We start from the raw sequence: 12,376 nt of genomic DNA, 5'->3' as shown, positions 1-12,376 counted from the left end.
GCCGATAGCCTATCGCCAATTTCCGCATAGATGGCTATGGGCTTTTGGCTATAGAACCCAAGATTGTGGCCATGCTCACCAATATTCCGCTAGCCTCATGCCGATAGCCTATCGCCAATTTCCGCTTCGTGGTTCCGATCCTTCGTACTCTTCAATTGTCTATTGATCATGCAATTCTTAAAAATAACCCTGTATGATCATATCAACATATGCTAAAATAGAGCAGGAATGACGAGCAGCCCGATCACACGTGATTATGCTGCTCCAAGTAGAAGGATTATCGATTCATGAGTCAAGCTCTTGAGCAACTACGCGAACATTTGGCAACCATTCGCGATCTCAACCACGCCGCAGGATTGCTATCGTGGGATCAACGCACCCAAATGCCGCGCGGCGGTGCCAGCACTCGCGCCGAACAATTGGCAACGATCAGCCGAGTTTCGCATGAGCTGTTTACCAGCGAAAAAACGCTTAAATTGCTCGATGCGATTAATGTCGCCGATTTGCCACCAGATTCTGATGAAGCTCGTTTGATCAGCCATACGCGCTACAACTACGAGCGGTCAACTAAATTGCCTGCCAAATTTATCGCCAAACAATCACGGGTGCGGGCCTTGGCTGGCAATGTCTGGGAAGATGCACGCGCCAAATCAGATTTTGCCATGTTTCAACCCCATCTCGAAACAATTGTCGATATGGTGCGCGAACAAGCTGATTTGCTGGGCTACGACGAACATCCCTACGATGCTTTGCTCAATAGCTACGAACGTGGTTTGACCACCAACCAAGCAATTGCGCTCTTCGATGAATTGAAAGCTGGAACTGTGCCCTTGGCCCTCAAGATTGCCGCAATGGGCGATGATGGCCGCGATGCGCCGTTGCATGGCAACTATCCCGAAGCCTTGCAAGAGGAATTTGGCAAAAAAGTTACCGTGCGCTATGGCTACGATTGGAATCGGGGCCGCCAAGATCGCAGCACTCACCCGTTCTGCACCAACTTTGGCCGCAATGACGTGCGGATTACCACCCGCTTTAATCCCAATTGGATCTCACCAGCGCTATTTGGCACGCTCCACGAGACTGGCCACGCATTGTACGAGCAAAATATCAAACCCGAATTGAATCGCACGCCACTAGGCCGTGGCACATCGTTGGGCGTGCACGAATCGCAATCGCGCATGTGGGAAAACATTGTTGGCCGTTCGCGACCATTCTGGGAATTTTTCTATGGCGATTTGCAAGCCACCTTCCCTGAGCCATTGGCCAATGTTGATCTGGAAAAATTCTATCGCGCAGTCAATACCGTCAAGCCATCGTTAATTCGGGTCGAAGCTGATGAATTGACATACAACTTACACATTTTGTTGCGCATGGAATTGGAAATAGCGCTGCTCGAAGGCAAACTCCAGGTCGCCGATTTGCCTGAAGCCTGGAACGCCAAAATGCAAACCTACCTTGGCATTACCCCAGCCAACGATGCAGAAGGCGTATTGCAAGATATTCACTGGTCGGGCATGATGTTTGGCTACTTCCCAACCTATACCATCGGCAATGTGCTTTCGGTGCAATTGTTCGATACGGCGGTTGCCAAGCATCCGGAAATTTGGGATGAAATGCGCCGTGGCGAATTTGGCACCTTGCTTGGCTGGATGCGTGAAAACATCCTGCAACATGGCAGCAAATTCTTGCCCAACGAGCTGATCAAGCGGGCAACTGGCCGCCCGATGGATGCAGCACCGTACGTCAAGTATTTGCAAACCAAGTTCGGCGAGTTGTATTAAATAGCACGCCCGCGCTGCGTTACCGTTTTTGGCGACGCGGCGCAGGCTTTTTTGATCCACGAAGCGCACGAAGGGCACAAAGGGAAATTGGCTATGGGCTAGAGGCTTTAGGCTGGATGATCATGCCAATACCAACTAATTCCCGATAGCCCATAGCCTAGAGCCTCTAGCCATGTATTCTCTGCGCCTCTGCGTTAAAATCTTTATCCACGAAGCGCACGAAGGGAAATTGGCTATGGGCTAGAGGCTTTAGGCTGGATGATCATGCCAATACCAACTAATTCCCGATAGCCCATAGCCTAGAGCCTCTAGCCCCTGATCCCTGACCCCTACTCTATGTTCTATGCTCTATGCTCTACTTCGCCAACATCTCTTTGGCGGCGCGGCGGCCAATTTCGACCGCGAAGTTTGTGCCGCGATCCCATGGATAGACTTGGCTCATGCTCGCCCACCACAAATCTTCCAGCGGCGTTTTCAGGGCTGGAATCGATTGGCTATGGTTAACGGGCACAATTGGCTGGGCATAGGCTTCGCGATGTAGCCACACGCCCTCAATCCAATCGGGCTTGAACTGTGGATTAACTTTGCTCAACGATGGCATAAAGCGTTCTAACAGTTCTTCTTTGCTCAATTGAAAATATTCGTGTGAAGGCTCAAGGTAATCGCCAAGATAAACCAAGTGTTGGCCGCCATAATGGCGACGATCAATCATTTGAGTATGCTCGACCAAGGCTAAAAAGGGAAAATGCTTTTTGTCCATGTTCATCCAATACATGCCGTTGGTAAGCGATTGCTTGAGCGCCACCGTCAACACGACCGCGCCAATCGACTTCAGTTGATCAAGTTTGGCGGTGTAAGTGGCTGGCAAATCTGGGGTCATGCGTTTGAGCAAACTTGGCGAAGTTGTTGAGAGCACTTGATCGTAGCTCGCTTGATCATTGCTCACTATCAGCCAGCCTTGTTCGATTTTGCGCAGCTCTTTGACTGGGCTATTCAAGCGAATCGTGCCGCCTTTTTGACGCACAGCCTCGGCCATGCGTTCGCCCAAGGCTTGAAAGCCGCCGCGAAAATAGCCAAGTTTGAAGGTTCGCGAGGCGATGCGTGCCCAGAACCAAGCTGCATTCACTTCTGGCGTATATGGGCCAAATTTGCCTTCGAGCACTGGCTTCCACATCGCTTCGTAGGCTGGCTTGCCCATCAGCTTTTGAATATAGCGCTCGGCGGTGGTTTGTTCGAGGTGTTGCCAACGATTGATAACCGCCAAGAACTTGAGCCAAGCGCCGCCAGCGGCGTTGCGCAAGCGATTAAAAACCGAAAGATGTGGATAGGTGAGCAATGGCACTACGCCACCAATCTCAATCGAGCCACGCTGAGCATCCCATTGGCCAGAAACCGGGCTATTGAAAAAGAGCAAATCATCGGCGCGAATTTCTTTAATAAAATCAAGCAGCGCCTTATCCGAGCCAAAAATATGATGATAGAACTTTTCCAGCGACCAATCCCAGCCTTCAGCCTGAAAGCCTGCTGCCAAGCCACCAACTTGGGGCGCAGCTTCATACACGGTTACCTTGTGGCCAGCAGCGGCCAAATCATAGGCAGCGCTTAATCCAGCGAAGCCCGCCCCAATTACTGCAATGGTTTTCAAAGTCGTACCTCAACTTCAGCGTGCGGCGCGTTCGCCGACTCGCCTAATTCTTCTCGTAAGGCTGCCTCGCGTTGTTGAATGCGATTTTCGGCAGATTGGCTTTCGTTCACCGCTTGATCAAACTCATTCCAAGCAACCCGCTCGCGCCACATATACCAAAAACCGAGCACGGTAATTGGCACCCACAGCGCCAAGTGCAGCACCAACGTATAGCCGGTAGCAATACTTTCGGCCACATTGAACGACTTCAAGACGCTAATCCCAGCGGCATCGAAGGTGCCAGCGCCACCAGGCGCAGCCGGAATAATCAGTGCCAAGTTGGCAACGGCAGTCATCAACATCAACACATCAAACGAGACATGGAAATCGAAGGCCTGCATCACAAACCAATACTTGGTCGTTTCGGTCAGCCAAATCGCGGTAGAAGTGACGAAAATCATCAGCATCTCGCGGGGCGAACGTAACGAATGCAAGCCAAGCATAATTTTATCAAACAGACCATGGGCTTTGCTATGGAAGCGTTGCGGCACAATGCTGCGCAATGCCCACGTATACAACTGCTCGGTGCGGCGTTGGTTGGTAGCGATCATCAAAAAGATAACCAAGGCAACGCCAAATAAGATCGATGAAATAATTACTAAATTATTCCATAACGGCGGCAATTCAATAAATGGCAAGGTGACGAATACAAATAAGAGCATCACCAAACCATCAAACAAGCGTTCGAGAATCACGGTGGTGAGCGATGCGCCCATGCCGATGCCTTCTTTGCGCTTGAGCACATACGAACGAATCACTTCTCCAGCACGGGCGGGGTAGACATTGTTGCCCATGTAGCCAATTACGACGACAGGGAACAAGCGGCGAATTGAAACCGCTTTGATGTGGCGTAGCATATAGTGCCAGCGCCAGGTTCTGGCCCAAACAGCGCCAAAATAGACCAGAACGCCTGGGATAATCCACCAATAATTGGCGGTGCTCAGCGCATCCCAAAAGCCAGCCCAATCGAGGCCATTAAATGACCACCACAAAAAGAATACACTAATCGCGATTCCAAACCATAATTTTGGTCGTCGCACAGCGTCCTCCACCATGCCAGTAGCCAACGCTACTAGCTGTACTTCAATGTCAATAGTACGATGTGTGCCGCGCTGTGTGAACAAAAATCACACCACACACCCAACTTAAGATCATAGCCGATCGGCGACAAGACTGCAAATAGCCCGATGGGTTGAGTTTTGCGCTATTTCAGCCCCAATTTGGCTAGCCGTGGCTAGTTCTATTTGTCAATAGATTAATCGCTTATTTTTAGCACGTGGATTAATCAAGTGACACTGGTTGTCACAAGCAAAGCGTATACTCAGGCCAGCAAACGCATTAAAAGCCTATTTCGTTAACAAATAGGCCTTGATTATTACGAACGTTTGTGCTAAAATATTCGTTACTGGGTTATCGACAACGTACCTAAAGAAAGCGAGTACATCCATGTATCGCAAAATGATTGTATATGATCGAAAAACTGGCGATTTTGCTATGTATCTTGATGGCGAACTAGTTGGCTATGCGCCAACTTACCTCGAAGCCGAAACCCGCCTCAACCAATTAGTCTATCAACTGCTCACCAAAACTGGTGCTGCCTAAAATAAATCAACCCACGGATTTCCCGTGGGTTGTTGGTTTAAGCTTAGAAAGAAACTAAAATTAGGGTTGGTTTCAGGCGGTTGGTCGGGTAATCGACCCCTTCATGGGCCACGCCAGCATAAAAGGTCATGCGATCTTCACGCTGTTTAATTTGCACGCGCCCAACAATCGTCGCTTCTTCGCCTGGGTAGAGGTAATCAAATTTATTGGGGTCGGCCCATTGGTCAGGGCTGCGCGGCGAAATTGCCCAGCGGAATGGATAGCGAAAACCAGAGCCACCATTGCCATCCCAATCGATCGCCACCCGCCACAAGCCGCCACCAAGGTTGGCATATTGCTCGTTTTCAATCGACGAATAGCTTTGGTTGGTGCTATAGGTGTAGCCCGAAGCCGGGCCAAAGGTGCGCAACGCCACTTCACTGTTATTTTTAACCTTGAAGGTCACAGTAATAGTATCGTTTAATAAGATTTGCTCAGGGCCAATTTCAACGCTCAGCACATCAAGCGCCCCAATCCCAGCGCTGCTGAGGGTCACATCGCCGCGCTTCGTCACGCGATTGCCAAGCCCATCATCGGCGCGCAATTCATATTGATACTGGCCTGCGGCCAAAATTCCGCCAACCACTGGCCGCCCCGACCAAGCTTCGCTATGCTCGCCAAGCCCTTGCAGCTCGCGGTTGACAATTGGATAGCGCGTCTGGTTGGTTGGATCGATCACATCGAGCGAAACGGTGGCGGTAATTGGCAAGCGATACGAGAAGGTTGTGAAATCTTCAACTGCATCATCATCGGGCGAAAATGGGTTGGGCGTGACCCGCAGATCATACACATCAAAGCTAGCGCTTGGTGCTTGATCAATTTGCAGATTAAGCCGTTGGGCCGCAGCGTTTTCGGCCTCCACCACCAGCGTGTAGTTGCCATTCGGCAGCAAGCGATTGGTATCGGCATCAACTGGCACGCTGCCATCGAACACCACTTGATAGGCATCCTTTGATGGCTCACGCTTGACCGTATCACGCAGGGCGTAACGCTCGCCAGCAGCGGTTTCGAGCCAAATCGAAACATTGGTTGGCTGGCCAATTAAATAGCTAATCGTGGTGGTACGCGGGCCGCTATTCAAGTTGATAATTGGCTCGCTGAGCGTTACTTCACTCAGCGCCGCAGCCGAGCCACAGCCAATTAATAAAGCCAGACCCAAACCTAGCCCCAAAATATACTTAAGCTTCTTTCGCAAGATTATTTGCCTCCGACTCGATCAGTCCATAACGATGGGCGAAAATGCTCATTGCCACCATGCCAATCAACACGCCAAACCACAAGGTGCAAAAGCGAATCACAATCGTGGCGGCGGTCGCAGCGCCTTCGCCTAATTTTACCAAGGTAGTAATTAACAAGGTGCTCGAAACTTCCGAAGCGCCCAAGCCACCTGGTAAGAATGATACCAGACCAAACAACGTCGAGGCGGCAAAAATAAAGGTCGATTGTAACAAAAGTGATCCAGATGCTTCAGCGCCAAAGCCCCGCAGCACATAATACATGGCCACACATTCGCCAGCCCACGAAACAATCGAAATAATCGTTGAGACCACCAACAAGCGTCCGCTCAACAACTCAGCGCTGCTTTCGTAAAAGCTGTGTAAGGGCTTGGCAAAACGGCCAAAACGCCCGCGTTCAAGCCAGCCAATAAAGCCCAAGGCAATCCGGCGATTTTGGAACAAGGCCAAACCAAGCACGCTCAAAATAACCAAGGCCACAAAGGCTGGGCGGGCTGGTGGATAGAGCGCCAAACCAGTGCCCATCAGGAGCAACATTGCCAAACCATCGGTCAAGCGTTCGGCCAACACAATCGGCGCTGAGCGGCTGATCGGCGTGCCATTCAAGCGTTTGAGCAAGCCCGATTTGAGCACCTCGCCAACTTTACCAGGCGTTACCGCCATCACCATGCCAGCGCAAAAGAGCAACGCGCTTTGGCCATAACTCACATTGGTGCCTTGGCCCAGCTTGCGCAGATAGTAATCCCATTTGAGCCAACGCAACACATAATTGAAGATTGTAAAGCCGAGCACTGCTGGCAACATCAGCCAATTGAAGGTGCTGAGGCTATCGCCAACCTTGCCAATATCGCTAAATAGTGCCAAGCCAAGCATAACAATTACGCCAAGCACCACCGAGATTACAACTTTTGAGCGTAATGATTTATCCACACAAGCTCCTTCAGCCAGGTATTGTTTAAGTTCGGTCACAAAGTCTGATTATACTCCATCCCACATGCGCTTAATTTGGAACCAGTTTGTTACCGCCATGGAACCTACTTTGGAACCATAGCTGCCTATACTAGCAATTGTTAAGTATCTTTATCAAGAAAGTCATCTAAGGAGTGTGTGGTGGTTGATGTCGTCACTTTAGCGGGTAGTCCAGCGCCCCGCTCAACAACAGCAGTGCTTTTGGAGCATTCCAAGGCTATGTTAGAACGCCACGCACTGGTCGTTAAATCGATGAGTGTGCGGGATATTCCCCCAGAGGAATTGATTGGCCAAGCCCAATTCAGCCCAGCAGTGCGTCATTATACCCAACTTATTCGCCAAGCGGGCGCATTAATTGTGGCAACGCCTATTTATAAGGATACCTATGCTGAATTATTACGTGCGTGGCTTAATTTACTTCCAGCAGGAGTTTTACGGAATACGCTGGTATTGCCAATAATTACTGGCTCATCGGCGCGTACCGAAGGCCAAATTTATGCAGATTTGGCTTCCCGCTTTCGCCAACTTGGAGCCAAGCATATTATTCCAAGCCTGTTTGCCGCCGAGCAGCAAATTCAATTAACTGCAAGCAAATCGCAGCCGCGGATTCATCGCCATTTAGAAGAGCGTTTGGGGCTGGCGCTTGATGAGATTGCCCAGCAATTAGGAGTTTTGCCATTGGCAGCAGTGGCCTAAGGAGCAGATGATGGCACGCCGTTTTTCAATTGGTTGGCAACGCTTAGCCTTGGCTTTGATCGTCGGGCTTTTGGCAAGCTGTGGTTCCACCAGCAATGATGCTGCTTCGAATGGACAAACGAGCACCCGCAGCCTGCGGATTGGCTATCAAAAGGGTGGCTCGTTGCCGATTCTCAAGGGCAACGGCGCGCTTGAGAATCGGCTCAAGGATGTGAAGGTTGAATGGATTGAGTTTGCCGCTGGGCCGCCATTGTTGGAAGCGCTGAATGCTGGCAGCATTGACATTGGCTCAACTGGCCAAACGCCGCCAATTTTTGCCCAAGCCGCTGGCACGCCGCTGGTGTATATCGCTTCGGTCGCAGCTTCGCCAACTGGCCAAGCCTTGCTCGTACCGAAAGACTCGCCAATTCAAAGCGTCAGCGAGCTAAAAGGCAAAAAAGTTGCCTTTGCCAAAGGCTCAAGCGCCCATTATTTTGCGATTGATGTTTTGCGTGAAGCAGGCTTGCAGTATAGCGAGATTGAGCCAGCTTTTCTGACTCCGCCCGATGCTCGCCCAGCCTTCGAGGGTGGCAGCGTCGATGCCTGGATTATTTGGGAACCCTATTTGACGATTGCGCTCAAGGCCACCGATGCCCGTGTGTTGCACGATGGATCTAGCCTTGCGCCCAGCCATAGCTATTATTTGGCATCTAAAACCTTTGCCGAGCAACATCCCGATCTAGTTAGCGCAACCTTAGAAGAAATTCAAAAAGTTGAGCTTTGGTCGCAACAAGAACCACAAGCGGTTGCCAAAATTTTGGCTCCAGTGATTGGCGTGGATGCGGCAATCTTAGAAGAAGTGGCCAAGAAACAGGCCTTTGGGCTAAGCCCGCTCGACGATACGCTGGTGAATGAGCAACAACAAATTGCCGATACTTTCTTTGAATTAGGCTTAATTCCAAAGCAAGTCAACATTCGCGATGCAATCTGGACGTGGCAACCAGCCCAAACCAGCGCGCAATAGCGCCGATCTGTATAATCATCAGTGATGATTTCCTGCTGTCGTTGGTGTTCGCTGGGGTGGTGTGACCCAACGACAGCGCTCATTGATAAAGGAGCTTGGCTCGATGGAAATCTTATGGTTTATTCCAACTCACGGCGATGGGCGTTACCTCGCCTCGACCGTGGCTAGCCGCTCGACGACGTTTCCTTATTTGCGCCAAATTGCCCAAGCAGTCGATGAATTGGGCTTTACCGGCGCATTGCTGCCAACTGGCCATTACTGCGAGGATGCTTGGGTTTTGGCCTCGGCACTGGCAGCGGTTACCCGCCAGATGAAATTTCTGGTGGCTATTCGCCCGGGCCTGATGTTGCCTGGCCCAGCCGTCCGCATGGCTTCAACCTTCGACCGCATTTCCAATGGCCGCTTGTTGATCAACGTGGTTGCTGGTGGCGATAGCGCCGAAGTTGCCAGCGATGGCTTACAGCTCAACCATGATCAGCGCTACGAATTGACCGACGAATTTTTGGAAGTTTGGCGGCGGGTCTTGGCTGGCGAACATGTGACCCTCGAAGGCCAACATATTCATGTCACCGATGGCAAATTGCTATTACCACCAGTTCAACAACCGCATCCACCGCTCTATTTTGGTGGTTCATCGCCAGCAGCACTCGAAGTTGCCGCCAAACATGTTGATGTTTATCTGACGTGGGGCGAGCCACCAGCCCAAGTTGCCGAGAAAATCGCCCAAGTGCGGGCTTTGGCTGCCAAGCATGGGCGCACGCTGCGTTTTGGCATGCGCATGCATGTGATCGTGCGCGAAACCAACCAAGCAGCGTGGGATGCAGCCAACGATTTGATTCGCTATGTTGACGATGCGGCGATTGCTGCCGCTCAAGCTGCCTTCGCCAAGATGGATTCGGTTGGTCAAAAGCGCATGCAAGCCTTGCACAATGGCAATCGCAACCAGCTTGAAGTTAGCCCGAATTTGTGGGCTGGGGTTGGCTTAGTGCGTGGTGGCGCTGGCACGGCCTTAGTTGGCGATGCAGATACGGTGGCTGAACGCATGCTGGAATATAGCGAATTGGGCATCGATACCTTTGTGCTCTCGGGCTATCCGCACTTGGAAGAAGCCTATCGCGTGGCTGAATTGTTGTTTCCACGCTTGCCGTTGGGCAACAAACTAACGCCTCCAGCCAATCAACCTGGGATCTTCGGCGAACTATTGCAGTTGCACGAGTTTTCGCGCCGCGAAGGACAAGCAAGAACATAGAACATAGAGCATAGAGCATAAAGGCTATAGGCTTCAGGCTATGGGCTATCGGGAATAGGTTGGAATTGGCATGATCATCCATCCGAAAGCCAATAGCCTAGAGCCTCCAGTCCTAAGCTTCATGAATGAATATTTTAACGCAGAGGCGCAGAGCAATAAAGGGGGTCAGGATTCAGGGTCTAGGCTATGAGCGATTGATCCACGAAGGACACGAAGAGCACGAAATGGGCTTTTGGCTCTTGGCTTTTTCCTTCATCCCTCATCCTTCATCCTTCATCCTTACCCCTCGCCCCTACGAAAGGAGCCTTAGCAATGGCATTGGCGATTGAACAACCGACAACCGCGCCGCGCTCAGCCAAAAAACGGCTGCAACTGCGCCAATTGGCTCAACGCTGGCTGCCATGGCTGATTCCAATTGTGCTGATTGGCGTGTGGCAACTTAGTGCAAGCCTCGGCTGGCTCAGCGCACGGGTTTTGCCAGCGCCCAGCACAATTCTGCAAACAAGCTGGGATTTGCTGCTACACCACAATTTGCTTGGCGATATTGCCATCAGCACCCGTCGCGCCTTGGTTGGCTTGGCAATCGGCGGCAGCCTTGGGTTTATTTTTGGGCTGCTGAATGGCACATTTCCACTCAGCGAACGGCTGTTTGATAGCAGTTTCCAAATGATTCGCAATATTCCCCATTTGGCGTTGCTGCCATTGGTGATTTTATGGTTTGGCATTGGCGAAACAGCACGCCTCTTTTTGGTAGCCTTTGGCGTATTCTTCCCGCTCTATTTGAATACCTATCACGGTGTCCGCAGCATTGATCCGAAGCTGCGCGAGATGGGCATCGTCTATGGGCTATCGAAATGGGGCTTGTTTCGCCATATTATCTTTCCCGGGGCCTTGCCCTCAATTTTGGTTGGCTTGCGCTATGCCTTGGGGGTGATGTGGCTCACCTTGATCGTGGCTGAAAGCTTGGCATCTAACGCGGGCATTGGCCACTTGACTATGAATGCCCGTGAATTTATGCAAACCGACGTGTTGGTCATGGGCATTGTGATCTATGCCCTGCTTGGCAAGTTGGCCGATACAATTGCTCGTTTGATCGAACGGCGCAGCCTTCGTTGGCAAGTTGGCGCATAACCAATAATCTCGTAGGAGTGTGTATGATGAGTATTCGTGGCGTTGAATTGGGGCTGCGTGGTTTGGGCAAGGCAATTGCCAACCGCACAATTTTGCACGACATCAATCTTGAAATTAAGCCAGGCGAGTTTATCGCCGTCATCGGCAAAAGCGGCTGTGGCAAAACCACGCTCCTACGCTTGATTGCTGGCCTCACTGAGCCAACAATTGGCCAAGTTGCGCTTGATGATAGCCCGCTCGACGGCTTGAATCCTGCGGCGCGGGTGATGTTTCAAGATGCCCGCTTGCTGCCGTGGAAACGGGTTTGGGAGAATGTTGCGCTCGGTTTGCTTGGCCTCAATCCAGATCAAGCCCTGCAAGCCTTGCACCAAGTTGGCCTCGCTGATCGCGCCTACGACTGGCCCTTAGGCTTATCTGGCGGCGAACGCCAACGCTTGGCCCTCGCCCGCGCCATCGCCAACACGCCAAGTTTGTTGCTGCTCGATGAGCCATTTGGCGCGCTCGATGCGCTCACTCGGATCGAAATGCAGCAATTGGTCGAGCAATTGTGGCGGGCCCAGGGCTTCACCGCCATTCTCGTCACCCACGATGTTGAAGAAGCCATTGCCTTAGCCGACCGCGTGCTGCTGATTCAAAACCAACATATTGCGCTCAATTTACCAATTCACCTGCCACGCAGCCGCCAACGGGGCAGCGCCGAATTCGCCGCCATCAAAGATCAACTGCTGGGGGCAATTTTCGGCGCTGGCTATCCACTGGCAACGCGGGTGGTTGGGGCGTAAAAGAACATAGAACAAAGAACATAGAACATAATTGAGGGGTCAGGGGCTAGTTGTCAGGGGTCGGTCTATGGATAAGCCCTAACTACTGGCCCCTAACCCCTCTCCCGTGCGCGGGTTTAAGGGCGGACAGGTTGGGAAATGGGTATTAATGGATGTTAGGGCATGGCCGTCCCGAGCCGGCCACCCCGCGTCACGGTCGTTGCCC

General features: G+C 51.5%; 11 protein-coding genes. 7 read left to right on the top strand and 4 right to left on the bottom strand.

Going from position 1 to position 12,376, the window contains the following annotated elements; all coding sequences use genetic code 11:
* Positions 1-287 precede the first annotated feature (287 nt).
* Complete coding sequence (locus JOD20_RS18690; RefSeq protein WP_204756729.1) at positions 288-1,781, top strand: carboxypeptidase M32; 1,494 nt, start codon at positions 288-290, stop codon at positions 1,779-1,781.
* Positions 1,782-2,136: 355 nt separating this feature from the next.
* Here JOD20_RS18690 and JOD20_RS18685 read toward each other — a convergent pair whose 3' ends face one another.
* Positions 2,137-3,426 carry an NAD(P)/FAD-dependent oxidoreductase gene (locus JOD20_RS18685; RefSeq protein WP_204756728.1) on the bottom strand — a complete coding sequence of 430 codons (1,290 nt, stop codon included), beginning with the start codon at positions 3,424-3,426 and terminating at the stop codon, positions 2,137-2,139.
* Positions 3,423-4,505: a flippase-like domain-containing protein gene (locus JOD20_RS18680; RefSeq protein WP_204756727.1), complete on the bottom strand. Its 1,083-nt coding sequence runs from the start codon at positions 4,503-4,505 to the stop codon at positions 3,423-3,425. Before JOD20_RS18680 ends, JOD20_RS18685 begins: the two co-directional genes overlap by 4 nt.
* 406 nt (positions 4,506-4,911) lie before the next feature.
* On the opposite strand from JOD20_RS18680, the gene JOD20_RS18675 reads away from it, so the two are divergent.
* Positions 4,912-5,067, top strand: coding sequence for a hypothetical protein (locus tag JOD20_RS18675; RefSeq protein ID WP_164689389.1), 156 nt, complete (start codon positions 4,912-4,914; stop codon positions 5,065-5,067).
* Positions 5,068-5,110: 43 nt separating this feature from the next.
* On the opposite strand, the gene JOD20_RS18670 is transcribed toward JOD20_RS18675, so the two are convergent.
* The gene (locus JOD20_RS18670) at positions 5,111-6,301 is read right to left on the bottom strand and encodes a hypothetical protein (protein ID WP_204756726.1); all 1,191 of its coding nucleotides are present in this window, start codon (positions 6,299-6,301) and stop codon (positions 5,111-5,113) included.
* Complete coding sequence (locus JOD20_RS18665) at positions 6,285-7,271, bottom strand: lysylphosphatidylglycerol synthase transmembrane domain-containing protein (protein ID WP_338034202.1); 987 nt, start codon at positions 7,269-7,271, stop codon at positions 6,285-6,287. The genes JOD20_RS18670 and JOD20_RS18665 overlap by 17 nt, the downstream gene beginning before the upstream one ends.
* A gap of 180 nt (positions 7,272-7,451) precedes the next feature.
* Between JOD20_RS18665 and JOD20_RS18660 the strand changes: the two genes are divergently transcribed.
* The 5 genes from JOD20_RS18660 (at position 7,452) to JOD20_RS18640 (ending at position 12,171) form a co-directional block, all read left to right on the top strand.
* On the top strand, positions 7,452-8,006 hold the full coding sequence (locus tag JOD20_RS18660) for an NAD(P)H-dependent oxidoreductase (RefSeq protein ID WP_204756725.1): 555 nt from the start codon (positions 7,452-7,454) through the stop codon (positions 8,004-8,006).
* Positions 8,007-8,016: 10 nt separating this feature from the next.
* Positions 8,017-9,009: a sulfonate ABC transporter substrate-binding protein gene (locus tag JOD20_RS18655; protein ID WP_204756724.1), complete on the top strand. Its 993-nt coding sequence runs from the start codon at positions 8,017-8,019 to the stop codon at positions 9,007-9,009.
* Positions 9,010-9,112: 103 nt separating this feature from the next.
* Positions 9,113-10,258 carry an FMNH2-dependent alkanesulfonate monooxygenase gene (ssuD, locus tag JOD20_RS18650; protein WP_204756723.1) on the top strand — a complete coding sequence of 382 codons (1,146 nt, stop codon included), beginning with the start codon at positions 9,113-9,115 and terminating at the stop codon, positions 10,256-10,258.
* Positions 10,259-10,570: 312 nt separating this feature from the next.
* Positions 10,571-11,389, top strand: a complete 819-nt coding sequence (locus JOD20_RS18645; protein ID WP_204756722.1) for an ABC transporter permease subunit — start codon at positions 10,571-10,573, stop codon at positions 11,387-11,389.
* A 23-nt stretch (positions 11,390-11,412) separates the two neighbouring features.
* On the top strand, positions 11,413-12,171 hold the full coding sequence (locus tag JOD20_RS18640; protein ID WP_239583945.1) for an ABC transporter ATP-binding protein: 759 nt from the start codon (positions 11,413-11,415) through the stop codon (positions 12,169-12,171).
* Positions 12,172-12,376 lie beyond the last annotated feature (205 nt).

This window comes from Herpetosiphon giganteus (genome assembly GCF_016907925.1).
Taxonomy (GTDB): domain Bacteria; phylum Chloroflexota; class Chloroflexia; order Chloroflexales; family Herpetosiphonaceae; genus Herpetosiphon; species Herpetosiphon giganteus.
The sequence above is the reverse complement of the archived record's forward strand: the minus strand, read 5'-3'. Positions and strand labels throughout refer to the sequence as shown.